This window comes from Paraburkholderia sp. CNPSo 3281, assembly GCF_024206515.1.
GTDB lineage: Bacteria > Pseudomonadota > Gammaproteobacteria > Burkholderiales > Burkholderiaceae > Paraburkholderia > Paraburkholderia nodosa.
Map to the genome: position 1 here is coordinate 20,602 of NZ_JAMBPS010000053.1, position 15,508 is coordinate 36,109.

At 62.4% G+C, this 15,508-nt stretch carries 15 protein-coding genes; all 15 read right to left on the minus strand.

Annotation, left to right across the window (positions count from 1 at the left end; genetic code table 11):
* Window positions 1-76: 76 nt before the first annotated feature.
* Entirely contained in the window at window positions 77-379 is a 303-nt protein-coding gene (locus tag M3I56_RS32930; protein ID WP_028205666.1) for a DUF2818 family protein, read from the minus strand.
* Window positions 379-1,851, minus strand: a complete 1,473-nt coding sequence (gene nuoN, locus M3I56_RS32935; RefSeq protein ID WP_254357565.1) for an NADH-quinone oxidoreductase subunit NuoN — start codon at window positions 1,849-1,851, stop codon at window positions 379-381. Before nuoN ends, M3I56_RS32930 begins: the two co-directional genes overlap by 1 nt.
* Before the next feature lie 25 nt (window positions 1,852-1,876).
* Window positions 1,877-3,376, minus strand: a complete 1,500-nt coding sequence (locus M3I56_RS32940; RefSeq protein ID WP_254357566.1) for an NADH-quinone oxidoreductase subunit M — start codon at window positions 3,374-3,376, stop codon at window positions 1,877-1,879.
* A 23-nt stretch (window positions 3,377-3,399) separates the two neighbouring features.
* Complete coding sequence (gene nuoL, locus M3I56_RS32945) at window positions 3,400-5,463, minus strand: NADH-quinone oxidoreductase subunit L (protein WP_254357567.1); 2,064 nt, start codon at window positions 5,461-5,463, stop codon at window positions 3,400-3,402.
* A 14-nt stretch (window positions 5,464-5,477) separates the two neighbouring features.
* Entirely contained in the window at window positions 5,478-5,783 is a 306-nt protein-coding gene (nuoK, locus tag M3I56_RS32950; RefSeq protein WP_006052894.1) for an NADH-quinone oxidoreductase subunit NuoK, read from the minus strand.
* Window positions 5,784-5,800: 17 nt separating this feature from the next.
* Window positions 5,801-6,496, minus strand: coding sequence for an NADH-quinone oxidoreductase subunit J (locus M3I56_RS32955; protein ID WP_254357568.1), 696 nt, complete (start codon window positions 6,494-6,496; stop codon window positions 5,801-5,803).
* Between the two features lie 175 nt (window positions 6,497-6,671).
* On the minus strand, window positions 6,672-7,160 hold the full coding sequence (gene nuoI / locus M3I56_RS32960; protein WP_254357569.1) for an NADH-quinone oxidoreductase subunit NuoI: 489 nt from the start codon (window positions 7,158-7,160) through the stop codon (window positions 6,672-6,674).
* 15 nt (window positions 7,161-7,175) lie between these two features.
* Entirely contained in the window at window positions 7,176-8,240 is a 1,065-nt protein-coding gene (gene nuoH, locus M3I56_RS32965) for an NADH-quinone oxidoreductase subunit NuoH (protein ID WP_042271744.1), read from the minus strand.
* A complete protein-coding gene (nuoG, locus tag M3I56_RS32970; protein WP_254357570.1) occupies window positions 8,241-10,574 on the minus strand; it encodes an NADH-quinone oxidoreductase subunit NuoG in 2,334 nt (777 codons plus the stop codon). It abuts the gene before it with no gap.
* Between the two features lie 128 nt (window positions 10,575-10,702).
* Window positions 10,703-12,031: an NADH-quinone oxidoreductase subunit NuoF gene (gene nuoF / locus M3I56_RS32975; RefSeq protein WP_254357571.1), complete on the minus strand. Its 1,329-nt coding sequence runs from the start codon at window positions 12,029-12,031 to the stop codon at window positions 10,703-10,705.
* The gene (gene nuoE / locus M3I56_RS32980; protein WP_028205675.1) at window positions 12,028-12,513 is read right to left on the minus strand and encodes an NADH-quinone oxidoreductase subunit NuoE; all 486 of its coding nucleotides are present in this window, start codon (window positions 12,511-12,513) and stop codon (window positions 12,028-12,030) included. Before nuoE ends, nuoF begins: the two co-directional genes overlap by 4 nt.
* 129 nt (window positions 12,514-12,642) lie before the next feature.
* Window positions 12,643-13,896, minus strand: a complete 1,254-nt coding sequence (locus M3I56_RS32985; protein ID WP_028205676.1) for an NADH-quinone oxidoreductase subunit D — start codon at window positions 13,894-13,896, stop codon at window positions 12,643-12,645.
* A gap of 9 nt (window positions 13,897-13,905) precedes the next feature.
* Complete coding sequence (locus M3I56_RS32990) at window positions 13,906-14,511, minus strand: NADH-quinone oxidoreductase subunit C (RefSeq protein WP_254357572.1); 606 nt, start codon at window positions 14,509-14,511, stop codon at window positions 13,906-13,908.
* 22 nt (window positions 14,512-14,533) lie between these two features.
* Window positions 14,534-15,013: an NADH-quinone oxidoreductase subunit B family protein gene (locus M3I56_RS32995; protein WP_027819582.1), complete on the minus strand. Its 480-nt coding sequence runs from the start codon at window positions 15,011-15,013 to the stop codon at window positions 14,534-14,536.
* Window positions 15,014-15,085: 72 nt separating this feature from the next.
* The gene (locus M3I56_RS33000) at window positions 15,086-15,445 is read right to left on the minus strand and encodes an NADH-quinone oxidoreductase subunit A (RefSeq protein WP_028205678.1); all 360 of its coding nucleotides are present in this window, start codon (window positions 15,443-15,445) and stop codon (window positions 15,086-15,088) included.
* Window positions 15,446-15,508 lie beyond the last annotated feature (63 nt).

The following is a 15,508-nucleotide window of genomic DNA, read 5'->3' on the forward strand; positions in this document are numbered from 1 at the left end:
TGCATTGAAATCGGCCGGACTGCGGGCCGGACTGCGGGTCGCACCGCGCGTGCCGGCCGCGGGCCGGCCACGCGCGTCACGCCGGGCGGCGTTTGACGAGATATTGCCAGGTGAAGCCGGGGAACGCGAACACGACAAAAAGACTGAAGGTGATCGCGTAGAACTGCCAGCCCTGGTCAAAACGATTGCCGGCGCGCGCCTCCAGCAGGAAGCCGAACGTACCGACCACAAAATACAGCACGATCATTTCAGCGATGCGAATCCACGCACTCTTCTTCGGTGCGCGAAGCGGCACGACGCCGAACAATCGCTGGTTGAGGAACGGCAGGTTGGCGCCCGCGAGCGCCAACAACACGATGAACCAGCCCGCAGCCGACATTAGAGCGGCAGCGTATGCGTGACAGCCTGCAGGCAGATCGACATCAGCGGGCCAGGAATGATGCCCAGCACGAGCACCGCCACGCCGTTGAGCGTGAGCAGCGCGCGGTTGCATGCGTGGCTCTCGATCGGAGCTTCGTCCTGCGGTGCGTCGAAGTACATCAGCTTGACGATACGCAGGTAGTAGAACGCGCCGAACAGCGACGTGATCACGGCGAGCACGGCAAGCCACGTGAGGCCCGCGTTCATGGTCGCTTCGAGCACGGCGAGCTTCGCGTAGAAGCCGACCGTCGGCGGAATGCCGGCGAGCGAGAACATCATGAGCATCATGACGAACGCGAACACCGGGTTGCGCTGGTTCAAGCCCTTGAAGTCGTCGATCGTTTCCGCTTCGAAATCGCGGCGGGAGAGCAGCATGACCACGCCAAACGCGCCGAGTGTCGTGATCAGGTAGACGATACTGTAGAACATGGCCGAGCTGTATGCGCTGGCCGCGCCCGTCGCCTTGTTGTCGACGATGCCGGCGAGCAGGCCGAGCAGCACGAAGCCCATGTTCGAAATGGCCGAGTACGCGAGCATGCGCTTGATGTTGCGCTGGACGATACCCGTAATGTTGCCGACGATCATCGAGAGTGCCGCGAGGATGATCAGCATCTCCTGCCAGTCCACCGCCAGCGGCAGCAGGCCCATCACGAGGAAGCGCACGGCCCACGCGAATGCCGCGACCTTCGGGCCGCCGCCGGTGAGCAGCGTCATCGCCGTAGGCGCGCCTTGATAGACGTCGGGCACCCACATGTGGAACGGCACCGCCCCCATCTTGAACGCCACGCCGGCGACGATGAACACCACGCCGAACAGCAGGACGATATCGTTGATGTGGCCCGAAGCCACGGCCTTGAACACTTCGTTCAGCTCGAGCGAGCCGGTCGCGCCGTACAGCATCGAGATGCCATAGAGCAGGAAGCCCGAAGCGAGCGCACCCAGCACGTAGTACTTCATGGCCGCTTCGTTCGACTGCGTCGCGTCACGACGCAGTGCGATGACCGCGTAGAGCGAGAGCGACATCAGCTCGAGGCCGAGGTACAGCGTGAGGAAGTTGTTGCCCGAGATCATCGTGAGCTGGCCGAGCAGCGAGAACAGGCCAAGCAGGAAGAACTCGCCCCGGAACATGTCGCGGTCTTCGAGATACTTGCGCGAGTACACGATCGACACGGCGTAGCCGAGCGTGACCACCGCCTTCATGGCGCTCGCGAACGGATCGACCACGTACATGCGCGTGAAGTAGTAGTACACGTGCGGATCGAACGCGTTCACCGCGAACCAGATACCGGCTATGACCGTGGTCAGCAGCGCGATGAAGTAGGTCGTGCGCCGGTTTTCAGGACCGGTGAACGTATCGTTGAGCCACGCGACGACGAGGCCGGTCATCACCAGGCCGTCGGGCAGCAGAGCGTACATAGGGGCGTTTGGCATGATCTTTTGTTCCTCCGCTCGGGTATTACTGTGACAGCGGCAGTTTCGACACTGCGACGTGGGAGAGGAGGTTTTCCACGGAAACGTGCATCACATCGGTAAAGGGCTTCGGGTAGACGCCCATGAAAAGCGTAAACAGTGCGAGCACCCCAAGAATGAAGTATTCGCGACCGTCGATGTCCTTCAACTCGCGAACGTGGTCGTTCGCGATCGCGCCGAAGTACACCCGCTTGTACATCCACAACGTATAGGCCGCGCCCAGGATCAGCGTGAACGCCGCTCCGAAAGCGATCCAGAAGTTGTACTTCACAGCCGCCAGAATCACCATGAATTCGCCGACGAATCCCGAGGTGCCCGGCAGACCGCAGTTGGCCATCGCGAACAGCATGACCAGCGCCGCGAACTTAGGCATGGTGTTGACCACACCGCCGTAATCCGCGATATCGCGTGTGTGCATGCGGTCATACAGCACGCCGATGCACAGGAACATGGCGCCCGAGACGAAACCGTGCGAGATCATCTGGATGATCCCGCCTTCCATCGCGAGCTGGCTCGATTCGCCGAACATAAAGAAGCCGAGCGTGACGAAGCCCATGTGGGCAATCGACGAGTACGCGACCAGCTTCTTCATGTCCGCCTGCACCATCGCCACGAGGCCGATGTAGATCACGGCGATCAAGGACAGCGTGATGATGACCGGCGCCAGGTAGTGACTCGCGTCCGGCGTGACCGGCAGCGAGAAACGCAGGAAACCGTACGCGCCAAGCTTGAGCATGATTGCGGCCAGCACGACCGAGCCGCCCGTGGGCGCTTCGACGTGCGCGTCCGGCAACCACGTGTGGACCGGCCACATCGGCACCTTGACCGCGAACGCGAAGAAGAACGCGATGAACAGCAGGATTTGCGGCGTCATGGCGATCTTCGCAGCCTGCCAGGAGGCGAGATCGAAGGTCCCGGTAATGCGGTACAGGTACAGCAACGCGACCAGCATGAGCAGCGAGCCGGCCAGCGTGTAGAGAAAGAACTTGAACGCTGCGTACACGCGGTTCGGGCCGCCCCACACACCGATGATGATGTACATCGGAATGAGCGTGGCTTCGAAGAACACGTAGAACAGCAGACCGTCGGCGGCGCAGAAAACGCCGATCATGATGCCCGACAGGATGAGGAACGACGCGTAATACTGCGCGACGTTCTTCGTGATGACCTGCCAGCCCGCGATCACGACGATCACGGTGATGAGTGCCGTCAGCACGACGAACCACATCGCGATGCCGTCGACGCCCAGGTGATACGCAATATTGAACCGCTCGATCCAGACCGCCTTCTCCTCGAACTGCAGGGAAGCCGTGGTCGTATCGAAGCCCGCGATGAGCGGAAGGGTGACGAGGAAACTAAGCACCGAACCGATGAGTGCGAGCCAGCGGTCCGCACTCGGGTTCCGACGGGAACCCACTACAAGAACGATGACGCCGAATACGATCGGCATCCATATCGCAATACTGAGAATCGGAGTTGCGTGCATGCGTTTCCTCGCCTTATTTTGCCTTATTTGCCGCCGAGCGTTACAAACAGGGTAAGGAGGCCAAGCATGCCAATGATCATGGCAAATGCGTAGTGGTAGATATAGCCGGATTGCAGGAAACGAATGACACTTGCAAACCAGCCGATAAACTTGGCGCTCCCGTTTACGACGCCGTCGATCACGACGACATCGCCCTCCTTCCACAGACCGCGACCGATCGCGACTGCTCCGCGAGCGAAGACGATTTCGTTGATCTTGTCGAGGTAATACGCGTTTGCCAGCAGCTTGTAGACCGGCGAGAAAGTGCGCGACACGACGGCCGGCAGTTCCGGGCGCTTCATGTAGAAGAACCACGCCACCACCACACCCGCGAGTGCGAGCCACACCGGCAGACCCGAGAACGCATGCGCGCCCATCGCGGCCCAGCCCTGGAATTCCTTGCCCATCTCCGCGAGCGCTTCGTGGTTCTCGCCAACGAAGATGACGTTCTGGAACGCCACGCCATGCGAGAAGAAGTCACCGAAAAGCAGCGGCTGGATCGCGAACGCACCGGCGATCACCGAGGGAATCGCGAGCAGAACGAGCGGCACCCAGATGACCCACGGCGACTCGTGCGGCACGTGCACGTGGTGTTCGTCGTGACCGTGGCCATGATCGCCGTGAGCGCTGTGGGCAGCATTCGCGGCTTCGATCGCCATCGGCGACTCGGGGTGCTTCGGACCGCGGAAGCGCTCTTCACCGTGGAACACGAGGAAGTACATACGGAACGAGTACAGCGCCGTGACGAACACGCTCGCAACCACCGCGAAATACGCGAAGCCCGAACCCGGCAGGTGCGAGAGCTTCACGGCGTCGATGATCGAATCCTTCGAGTAGAAGCCCGAGAAGAACGGCGTGCCGATCAGCGCGAGCGAACCGATGAGCGAGGTGATCCACGTGATGGGCATGTACTTGCGCAGGCCGCCCATGTTGCGCATGTCCTGATCGTGGTGCATGCCGATGATGACCGAACCCGCGCCGAGGAACAGCAGCGCCTTGAAGAACGCGTGTGTCATCAGATGGAAGATCGCGACCGGGTAAGCCGAGACGCCGAGCGCCACGGTCATGTAACCGAGTTGCGAAAGCGTCGAGTACGCGACCACGCGCTTGATGTCGTTCTGCACGACGCCAAGGAAGCCCATGAAGAGCGCGGTAATGGCGCCGATCACGACGATGAACGAAAGCGCGGCTTCCGAAAGTTCGAACAGCGGCGACATGCGCGCGACCATGAAGATACCGGCCGTCACCATGGTTGCCGCGTGAATCAGCGCGGAGATTGGCGTCGGGCCTTCCATCGAGTCCGGGAGCCAGACGTGCAGCGGGAACTGCGCCGACTTACCCATTGCGCCGATGAAGAGGCAGATACACGCAACGGTGAGCAGGTTCCACGAGGTGCCCGGGAACGTCAGCGCGGCGATTTCATGACCCTTCGCGAAGATGTCGTTGTAGTTGAGCGAGCCGCCGAACGCGAGCAACAGGCCAATACCGAGCAGGAAGCCGAAGTCGCCGACGCGGTTCACGAGGAACGCCTTCATGTTCGCGTAGATGGCGCTTTCACGCTTGAAGTAGAAGCCGATCAGCAGGTACGAGACGAGACCCACCGCTTCCCAGCCGAAGAACAGCTGCAGGAAGTTGTTGGCCATCACGAGCATCAGCATCGAGAACGTAAAGAGCGCGATGTACGAGAAGAAGCGCTCGTAGCCCTCTTCTTCCGCCATGTAGCCGATCGTGTAGATGTGCACCATCAGGGACACGAAGGTCACGACGACCATCATGAGCGCAGTCAACGAGTCGATGAGGAAACCAACTTCGAACTTCAGGCTGCCAACCGACATCCATTCGTAGACAGTCGCGTTGAAGCTCGCGCCGCCCATCACGTCAAAGAACGTGATGAGCGAAAGCACGAACGCAATCGCGACGCCGAGAATGGTCACCGTATGCGCGCCCGCGCGCCCGATCGTTTTGCAAAAGAGACCGGCAATCAGAGAACCGGCGAGAGGAGCCAGCGGGATCGCCAGCAGAAGAGTTTCGTTGAGAGTCGTTGCCATAAAGTCAGCCTGCCTTAGCCTTTGAGCTGATCGAGATCCTCGACATTGATCGTGTCGAGGCTGCGGAACAGGGTCACAAGAATAGCCAGACCAATTGCAGCTTCCGCCGCCGCAACTGTAAGCACGAAGAACACGAAAATCTGTCCGTGAACGTCACCGAGGTAATGCGAGAACGCGACAAAGTTCGTGTTCACCGCTAACAACATCAGCTCAATCGCCATCAGGATGATGATGACGTTGCGCCGATTGAGAAAAATGCCAACGATCGAGATCGCAAAAAGGATCGCGCCGAGGACGAGGTAATGGGCCAGTGTCAGCATGGTTCGCTCCTTCGCGCTTAGCTCTTCGTTGCCGGTGCGGCCGGCGCGGCACCTGCCGCAGGCGCAGCCCCAGCCTCGGCTTGCGCCGGTTCCGCCGGCTCCGGCACTTCCACGACGGCCTGCATCTTCACGAGGCGCACGCGGTCCTCGCGACGCACCTTGACCTGCTTCGACACGTCCTGGCGCTTCGAGTCCTTCGGCTCGCGCACCGTGAGCGCGATGGCCGCGACGATCGCCACCAGTAGCACGAGGCCGGCGACTTCGAAGGCGAAGATGTAGTCGGTGTAGATGATCTTGCCGATCAGGTGCGCGTTCGAGATCGCGGCGGCTGCGGCCGGCGTGGTGTCGGGCACCGGCGTGCTCGTCGCGCCGAAGCCGTGCCACAGGATCAGCGCGGTTTCGACCACGATGATCGCGCCCACGATGGTCGCCACCGGGATGAAGCGCTTGAAGTCGCGGCTCAGCACGTCGATGTTGATGTCCAGCATCATCACCACGAACAGGAACAGCACCATCACCGCGCCCACGTAGACGAGCACCAGCAGGATCGCGAGGAATTCGGCCTCGAGCAGCATCCAGATCGCGGCCGCGTTGAAGAACGCGAGCACGAGGAAGAGCGCAGACGCGACAGGATTGCGCGAAGTGATCACCTTCAGCCCTGACAGCGTGAGCAGCAGCGCGAAGATGTAGAACAGGACGGTCGTGAATTCCATGATTACTGGTTCATCGTTGAGGCCTTCGTGAGGCGGATTGCGCGGCGCAGACTGGCGGCCAAACCAGGGAGCGTCGCGCCGCGGCGGTCAGGCTGCGGTATCGCGCGGGCGTTCGGCACACGCGTTCCCCACAGCCGGCCCGAACCGCGGGCCGATGCAGCGTCAAACTGAAAGATCAACGGTACGGTGCATCCGCTGCCTTGTTCGCCGCGATCTGCGCTTCATAGCGATCGCCAACGGCCAGCAGCATATCCTTCGTGAAATACAGATCGCCGCGCTTCTCGCCGTGATACTCGAGAATGTGCGTTTCGACGATGGAGTCGACCGGGCAGCTCTCTTCGCAGAAACCGCAGAAGATGCACTTGGTCAGGTCGATATCGTAACGCGTCGTGCGGCGCGTGTTGTCCTCGCGCACTTCCGACTCGATCGTGATCGCGAGCGCGGGGCACACGGCCTCGCACAGCTTGCACGCGATGCAGCGCTCTTCGCCATTTTCATAGCGGCGCAGCGCGTGCAAACCCCGAAAACGCGGGGACATAGGCGTCTTTTCTTCCGGGAACTGCACGGTGAACTTGCGCTTGAAGGCGTAACGCCCCGTCAGCGCGAGCCCCTTGAGCAGCTCGGTCAGGAAAAACGTCTTGAAGAAGTTTTGGATAGCGTTCATGGTTGTGTTCGCCCCTTATTTCCAGATGCTCAACGGCGACATGTACCAGAAGCCGACCACGATCAGCCACACGATGCACACCGGAATGAACACCTTCCAGCCGAGACGCATGATCTGGTCATACCGATAACGCGGGAACGTCGCGCGGGCCCAGATGAAGACCGACAGCAGGCAGAAGACCTTCAGCACCAGCCAGAACACGCCCGGGATGAAGTCGAGGAACGCGAACGGGGCGCTCCAGCCGCCGAGGAACAGCACCGAGGCGAGCGCCGAGATCACGATCATGTTGATGTACTCGGCGAGGAAGAACAGCGCGAACGCCATACCCGAGTAATCGATCATGTGACCCGCGACGATTTCCGACTCCCCTTCCACCACGTCGAACGGGTGACGGTTCGTTTCGGCAATGCCCGAGATGAAGTAGACGACGAACATCGGCAGCAGCGGCAGCCAGTTCCACGAGAGGAACGTGATGCCCCAGTTTGCGAACATGCCGCGCATCTGGCCTTCGACGATCACCGAAAGATTCAGGCTGCCCGACACCATCAGCACGACGACGAGCGCGAAGCCCATCGAAATTTCGTACGAAACCATCTGCGCCGCGGCGCGCATGGCGCCGAGGAACGCGTACTTCGAGTTCGACGCCCAGCCCGCCAGAATCACGCCGTACACGCCGATCGACGAGATCGCCATCGCGTAGAGCAGGCCCGCGTTGATGTCGCCGAGCACCGCGCCCGCCTGGAACGGAATCACCGCCCAGACCGCGAAGGCCGGCACCACCACCATGATCGGCGCGACCATGTAGATCCAGCGGCTCGCCTGCGCGGGCTGAATCACTTCCTTGAGCAGGAGCTTCAGCACGTCGGCGATCGGCTGCAACAGACCTGCCGGGCCCACGCGGTTCGGGCCGAGACGCACGTGCATCCAGCCGATCAGCTTGCGCTCCCAGAGGATCAGGTACGCGACGCACAGCAGGATCACCACCGCGACGACGAGAATGCGCACCAGCGCCCAGACGGTGGGCCATGCCACGCCGAGCAGCTGGCTGCCGCCTGCATTGATCGTATCGAACAAGCTCATTTACGCCTTCTCCACCAGCAGTTCACCGAACAGGCTGCCGAGTTGCGCGCCGGCCGGCGTCGCCGCCGACACGCGGACCACCGTCGGCGCAAGATTCGCATCGCGCGTTGCGGGCGCCGTCACCGACAGATCGCCCTGGCGCACGCGCACGGCGTCGCCTTCCTTCAGGCCGAGCTGGTCGAAGTATGCCGCCGGCAGGCCGATCGCGTTCGCCACGCGGGCAGCCATGGTGAGCTGCAGCGCTTCGCCGCGGCGCACGATTTGATCGGCGTGGTAGATCGGCACGTCGGCGATGCGCTCGAAGCGGCCTTCCGCCGCCTTCGCGAGACTGCCGCGCGCCACCGTGGCGCCGACCTTGTTCGACAGGCGGCCTTCGAAGCTGCCGTCGCCGAGCGCCTTGCGGCGCACTTCCTCGGCGGTGTCGTATTCGAAGCCCTTGGCGCCCAGCAGCGTGCCGAGCACGCGCAGAACCTTCCATGCCGGACGCGCGTCGCCGAGCGGGCGCACGACGCCGTTGAAGGTCTGAGCCGTACCTTCGGCGTTGATGAAGGTACCCGAGGTTTCCGTGTACGGCGCGATGGGCAGCAGCACGTCCGCGTAGTCGAGGCCGGTCTTGTACGGCGAGAACACGGCGACCATTTCGGCCTGCGCGAGCGCAGCGCGCGCGGCGGCCGGGTTGGCCGTATCGAATTCCGGCTCGACGTTCAAGAGCAGATAGCCCTTGCGCGGCTGCTCGAACGCTTCGCGTGCGTTCAGGCCGTCGCGGCCCGGCAGTGCGCCGGCGATATGCGCGCCGACCGTGTTGGCCGCTTCCGTGAGGAAGCCGAGCGTCGCGCCCGTCGTTTCGGCGATGAACTGCGCGGCTGCGTGCAGGCGCGAGAATTCCGGATGCTGGACCGCCGCGTTGCCGAGCAGCACGTAGCGTCGCTCGCCGTTCGCAAGCGATGCGGCGACCTGCTTCGCGGCTTCAGTCACCTGTGCGCCCGCGAAGCCTTCCGGCATCGCAACGCCCTTCGCCTCGGCAACGGCCGCTGCGATCGAAGCGAGTTCGTCGAGCCATGCCGAGGGCGCGGCGACGATGCGCTGCGCGTTCGGGATCAGCGAGCCGTCAGCGGTGGCTTGCAGGAAACTGACCTGTGCCCCGCCCTTCGCAGCCTGGCGCAGACGCGCGGCGAACAGCGCGTGATCGCGGCGCAGGAACGAACCGATCACGAACGCCGAGTCGGCATACGAGAGTTCCGCGATCTTCGTGCCGAGCCACGGCGCGCCTTCGAGCGGCGCCGAGAAGTCGCTCTGGCGCAGGCGGAAGTCGACGTTCGGCGTGCCGATCGCGTCCGCGAACTGCTTCGCGAGATAGAGCTCTTCGAGCGTGCCGTGCGGGCTCGCGAGCAGCGCGAGCTGGTTCTCGCCGTGCTCGTCGCAAATGCCCTTGATGCCCTTCACGACGTATTCCAGCGCCGTCTGCCAGTCGGTCTCGATCCACTCGCCGCCCTGCTTGATCATCGGGCGCGTGAGACGGTCTTCGCTGTTCAGTCCTTCGTAGGAGAAACGGTCCTTGTCCGAGATCCAGCATTCGTTGATGGATTCGTTCTCGAACGGCAGCACGCGCATCACGCGATTGTTCTTCACCTGCACGACGAGGTTCGCACCCGTTGCGTCGTGCGGGCTCACCGACTTGCGGCGCGACAGTTCCCAGGTCCGCGCCGAGAAGCGGAACGGCTTGCTCGTGAGCGCGCCGACCGGGCACAGGTCGATCATGTTGCCCGAGAGTTCCGAGTCGACCGTCTTGCCGACGAACGAGGTGATTTCCGAGTGCTCGCCGCGGCCGAGCATGCCGAGCTCCATCACGCCGGCGATTTCGTCGCCGAAGCGCACGCAGCGCGTGCAGTGGATGCAGCGCGACATCTCTTCCATCGAGATGAGCGGACCGACGTTCTTGTGGAATACCACGCGCTTTTCTTCGCTGTAGCGCGACGCGGACTTGCCGTAACCGACGGCCAGATCCTGGAGCTGGCATTCGCCGCCCTGATCGCAGATCGGGCAGTCGAGCGGGTGGTTGATCAGCAGGAACTCCATCACGGCTTGCTGACCCTGCACGGCCTTGTCCGACATGGTGCGCACGACCATGCCTTGCGACACCGGCGTCGCGCACGCGGGCACGGCCTTCGGCATCTTCTCGACATCGACGAGACACATCCGGCAGTTGGCCGCGATGGAGAGCTTCTTGTGATAGCAGAAGTGCGGGATGTACGTGTCCACGCGCTGAGCAGCCTGGATCACCATGCTGCCCTCGGGCACCTGCACCTTCTTGCCGTCTATTTCAAGTTCAACCATGATGGTTAATCGTCCCTAACCTGTTACCGCTCAATTTCACAGCGGCATTCCCTGTTGCGTCGTGCTACGCGGCGATGTGCGCAACCCGGCACAACGCGCTGTCTTGACTCGCCGTCAGGCGGCCACCCTTATGCAGCCAGAGTCTGCGAGGCCGCGTGCGAGCCGGCATGACCGCCGACGAGACAACGCTTGTTGTGCACGTGATATTCGAATTCGTCCCAGTAGTGCTTGAGCATGCCGCGCACCGGCATGGCCGCCGCGTCACCGAGCGCACAGATCGTGCGGCCCATGATGTTGCCCGCCACCGAGTTCAGCAGGTCCAGGTCTTCCTGGCGGCCTTCGCCGTGCTCGATGCGGTTCACCACGCGATACAGCCAGCCGGTGCCTTCGCGGCACGGCGTGCACTGGCCGCACGACTCTTCGTAATAGAAGTACGAGAGACGCAGCAGCGAGCGCACCATGCAGCGCGTTTCGTCCATGACGATGACGGCGCCCGAGCCGAGCATCGAGCCCTGCTTGGCGATGGAGTCATAGTCCATGTCCGTCTGCATCATCAGGTCGCCCGGAATGACCGGCGCCGACGAGCCGCCCGGAATCACGGCCTTCAGCTTCTTGCCGCCGCGCATGCCGCCGGCCAGCTCCATGAGCTTCGCGAACGGGGTGCCGAGCGGGATCTCGTAGTTGCCCGGACGCTCCACGTCGCCCGAGATCGAGAAGATCTTCGTGCCGCCGTTGTTCGGCTTGCCGAGTTCCATGTACGTCTGCGGACCCACGCTCAGCAGGAACGGGACGGCTGCGAACGTCTCGGTGTTGTTGATCGTGGTGGGCTTGCCGTACACGCCGAAGCTCGCCGGGAAAGGCGGCTTGAAGCGCGGCTGGCCCTTCTTGCCTTCGAGCGACTCGAGCAGCGCGGTTTCCTCGCCGCAGATGTACGCGCCATAGCCATGGTGCGCGTGCAGCTGGAACGAGAAGTCCGTGCCGAGAATGTTGTCGCCGAGATAGCCCGCCTGGCGCGCTTCTTCCAGCGCAGCCTCGAAGCGGCGATACACCTCGAAAATCTCGCCGTGGATGTAGTTGTAGCCCACGGTGATGCCCATCGCGTACGCGCCGATGGCCATGCCTTCGATCACGCTATGCGGATTCCAGCGCAGGATGTCGCGGTCCTTGAACGTGCCAGGCTCCCCCTCATCCGAGTTGCAGACGAGATACTTCTGCCCCGGGAACTGACGCGGCATGAAGCTCCACTTCAGGCCGGTCGGAAAGCCCGCGCCGCCGCGGCCGCGCAGACCGCTCGCCTTCACGTCGGCGATCACTTGCTCGGGCGGAATCTTTTCTTCGAGAATACGGCGCAGCTGCTTGTAGCCGCCGCGCGCGACGTAGTCTTCGAGATGCCAGTTCTCGCCGTTGAGGCCCGCGAGAATCAGCGGTTTGATGTGACGGTCGTGCAACGAAGTCATTTCGAAAGCTCCTCGAGCAGCTGGTCGATCTTCTCGCGGCTCATGAAGCTGCACATGCGGTGATTGTTCACGAGCATCACCGGTGCATCGCCGCATGCGCCCATGCACTCACCTTCTTTCAAGGTGAACTTGCCGTCGGGCGTGGTTTCGCCGAAGTCGATACCGAGCTTCTGCTTCAGGTATTCGGCGGCGCTCTCCGAGCCGCCTTCCGGGCCGAGCTGGCACGGCAGATTCGTGCAGAGCGTGATCTTGTGCTTGCCGACCGGCCTCGTCTCGAACATCGTGTAGAAGGTGGCGACTTCCTGGACCGCGACAGGCGGCATGCCGATGTAGTCGGCCACGAACTGCATGATTTCGGGAGACAGCCAGCCATGCTCTTCCTGAGCAACGGCCAAAGCCGCCATCACGGCGGACTGTCGCTGATCGGCGGGGTACTTCGTCAACGCGCGATCGATTTCTTTCAGGCCTTCAGCTGAGATCATTTTCAGACACGACTCTTTCAATTCCTACCGAACGAAAACCTGCCGCGCGTTCTCATACATTCGCTGCGACAGACGTGGCGTTCCATGCTGCGCGCGCCCGGGACCGGGCGCACCTTACTGCGCGCCGCCTTAGCGGTCAATTTCACCGAACACGATGTCCTGCGTGCCGATGATCGTGACCGCGTCAGCAATCATGTGGCCGCGCGCCATTTCATCGAGCGCGGACAGGTGGGCATACCCCGGCGCACGGATCTTCAGACGATACGGCTTGTTCGCGCCATCTGACACCAGGTAGATGCCGAATTCACCCTTCGGATGTTCGACGGCAGCGTATGCCTCGCCTTCGGGCACGTGGAAGCCTTCCGTGAAGAGCTTGAAGTGGTGAATCAGCTCTTCCATGTTCGACTTCATGTTCACGCGCGAAGGCGGCGCAACCTTGTGATTGTCGACCATCACAGGGCCGGGATTCTTGCGCAACCACTCAATGCACTGTTTCGCGATGCGGGTGGACTGACGCATTTCTTCGACGCGCACGAGATAGCGGTCGTAGCAGTCGCCGTTCACGCCCACCGGAATGTCGAAGTCCATCTGGTCGTAGACTTCGTACGGCTGCTTCTTGCGCAGGTCCCACTCGATGCCCGAACCGCGCAGCATCGCGCCCGTCAGGCCGAGCTGCATGGCGCGCTCGGGGCTCACCACGCCGATGCCGACCAGACGCTGCTTCCAGATACGGTTGTCGGTGAGGAGCGTTTCGTACTCGTCGACGCAACCGGGGAAGCGCGTGAAGAAGTCGTCGATGAAGTCCAGCACCGAGCCCTGGCGCGCCTCGTTCATGCGGGCGAGCGCCTTCTCGTTGTGGATCTTCGACGCCTTGTATTGCGGCATGGCGTCAGGCAGATCGCGGTACACGCCGCCCGGACGGTAGTAAGCCGCGTGCATGCGCGCACCCGAGACCGCCTCGTAGACGTCCATCAGGTCCTCGCGCTCGCGGAACGCGTAGAGGAACACCGCCATCGCGCCGACGTCGAGCGCGTGCGAGCCGATCCACATGAGGTGGTTCAGCACGCGCGTGACTTCGTCGAACAGCACGCGGATGTACTTCGCGCGGATCGGCACTTCAATGCCGAGCAGCTTTTCGATGGCGAGCACATAGCCGTGCTCGTTGACCATCATCGACACGTAGTCGAGACGATCCATGTACGGCACCGACTGGATGAACGTCTTGCTTTCGGCGAGCTTTTCTGTCGCGCGATGCAGCAGGCCGATGTGCGGATCGGCGCGCTGGATCACTTCGCCGTCGAGCTCGAGCACGAGGCGCAGCACACCGTGCGCTGCCGGGTGCTGCGGGCCGAAGTTGAGCGTGTAGTTCTTGATCTCTGACATGCGACCCTCTTAGTGTTTCTTCAGACCGCCGTAGCGATCTTCGCGGATCACACGCGGCGTGATCTCGCGCGGCTCGATCGTGACGGGCTGGTAGACCACGCGCTTCTGCTCCGGGTCGTAACGCATTTCGACATAGCCCGAAACCGGGAAATCCTTGCGGAACGGATGGCCGATGAAACCGTAGTCGGTCAGGATGCGGCGCAGGTCGGGGTGGCCTTCGAAGACGATGCCGTACAGGTCGAACGCCTCGCGCTCGTACCAGTTGGCCGAATTCCAGATCTCGACGAGCGAGGGCACGATGGGCACTTCGTCGTCCGGCGCGAACACGCGCAGACGCACGCGCCAGTTGTTCGCGAGCGAGAGCAGATGCGACACCGCGGCGAAGCGCGGGCCTTCCCAGGCGCCGTCACCGAAGGTCTGATAGTCGACGCCGCACAGGTCGACCAGTTGCTCGAAGCGCAGCGAGGGATTGTCGCGCAGCTCCTTGGCCACCGCGAGGGACTCGCCCGCCTTGACGACCAGCGTCAGCTCGCCGAGCGCCTCGGTAAGGCTGACGATGCGCGCGCCGAGGGCCGCTTCGAGGTTCGCTTTCAGGGTCTCGAGTTTGCTTGCCATATTGTGGGGAGGCACGCGGCCTTTATTGACGGGCGATGGTGCTGGTGCGGCGAATCTTCGCCTGCAACTGGATCACCCCGTAGACCAGGGCTTCCGCTGTCGGCGGGCACCCCGGCACATAGACGTCGACCGGCACGATGCGATCACAACCGCGCACGACCGAATACGAATAGTGGTAGTAGCCGCCACCGTTGGCGCACGACCCCATCGAAATGACCCAGCGCGGCTCGGCCATCTGGTCGTAGACCTTGCGCAGCGCGGGCGCCATCTTGTTGCAGAGCGTGCCGGCGACGATCATGACGTCCGACTGACGCGGGCTCGGACGGAACACCACGCCGAAACGGTCAAGGTCGTAACGGGCCGCGCCCGCGTGCATCATCTCGACCGCGCAACACGCCAGACCGAACGTCATCGGCCACAGCGAGCCAGTGCGCGTCCAGTTGATCAGCTTGTCAGCCGTGGTGGTGACAAACCCTTCCTTCAAGACCCCTTCGATACTCATGTGCTTTCCACTCCAGACGGACAGCCCACAGTTTCCCCGCAGTGCCGCCCATACAATCCGGCGATTAACCCATTATTCCCAGTCGAGACCACCCTTCTTCCAGATGTAGGCAAAGCCCAGCAGGAATTCGAGCAGGAACAGCATCATCGACAAGAAGCCCGGCCAGCCGATGTCGCGCAGGGCCACGCCCCACGGAAACAGGAACGCCGTTTCGAGGTCGAAGATGATGAAAAGGATGGCGACCAGGTAGTAGCGTACGTCGAACTTCATTCGGGCGTCTTCGAAGGCTTCGAAGCCGCACTCGTACGGCGAATTTTTTTCGCTGTCCGGCCGGTTGGGACCGAGGACCTTGCCGATTGTCACTAGCGCTATACCCAGACCAACACCCACGAGGAGGAACAGGAGGACGGGGAAATAGGCAGCGAGGTTCAAGGCTATCCTCTATATCGGTTGGTTCTGAGGTTCCGCTGGAACTTGCGTCGCTCCGCGGGAATC

Excerpts from the sequence above, each read along its gene's own strand:
- M3I56_RS32930 (WP_028205666.1), bottom strand. The coding sequence starts at position 379 with ATGTCGGCTGCGGGCTGGTTCATCGTGTTGTTGGCGCTCGCGGGCGCC.
- nuoN (WP_254357565.1), bottom strand. The coding sequence starts at position 1,851 with ATGCCAAACGCCCCTATGTACGCTCTGCTGCCCGACGGCCTGGTGATG.
- M3I56_RS32940 (WP_254357566.1), bottom strand. The coding sequence starts at position 3,376 with ATGCACGCAACTCCGATTCTCAGTATTGCGATATGGATGCCGATCGTA.
- nuoL (WP_254357567.1), bottom strand. The coding sequence starts at position 5,463 with ATGGCAACGACTCTCAACGAAACTCTTCTGCTGGCGATCCCGCTGGCT.
- nuoK (WP_006052894.1), bottom strand. The coding sequence starts at position 5,783 with ATGCTGACACTGGCCCATTACCTCGTCCTCGGCGCGATCCTTTTTGCG.
- M3I56_RS32955 (WP_254357568.1), bottom strand. The coding sequence starts at position 6,496 with ATGGAATTCACGACCGTCCTGTTCTACATCTTCGCGCTGCTGCTCACG.
- nuoI (WP_254357569.1), bottom strand. The coding sequence starts at position 7,160 with ATGAACGCTATCCAAAACTTCTTCAAGACGTTTTTCCTGACCGAGCTG.
- nuoH (WP_042271744.1), bottom strand. The coding sequence starts at position 8,240 with ATGAGCTTGTTCGATACGATCAATGCAGGCGGCAGCCAGCTGCTCGGC.
- nuoG (WP_254357570.1), bottom strand. The coding sequence starts at position 10,574 with ATGGTTGAACTTGAAATAGACGGCAAGAAGGTGCAGGTGCCCGAGGGC.
- nuoF (WP_254357571.1), bottom strand. The coding sequence starts at position 12,031 with ATGACTTCGTTGCACGACCGTCACATCAAACCGCTGATTCTCGCGGGC.
- nuoE (WP_028205675.1), bottom strand. The coding sequence starts at position 12,513 with ATGATCTCAGCTGAAGGCCTGAAAGAAATCGATCGCGCGTTGACGAAG.
- M3I56_RS32985 (WP_028205676.1), bottom strand. The coding sequence starts at position 13,896 with ATGTCAGAGATCAAGAACTACACGCTCAACTTCGGCCCGCAGCACCCG.
- M3I56_RS32990 (WP_254357572.1), bottom strand. The coding sequence starts at position 14,511 with ATGGCAAGCAAACTCGAGACCCTGAAAGCGAACCTCGAAGCGGCCCTC.
- M3I56_RS32995 (WP_027819582.1), bottom strand. The coding sequence starts at position 15,013 with ATGAGTATCGAAGGGGTCTTGAAGGAAGGGTTTGTCACCACCACGGCT.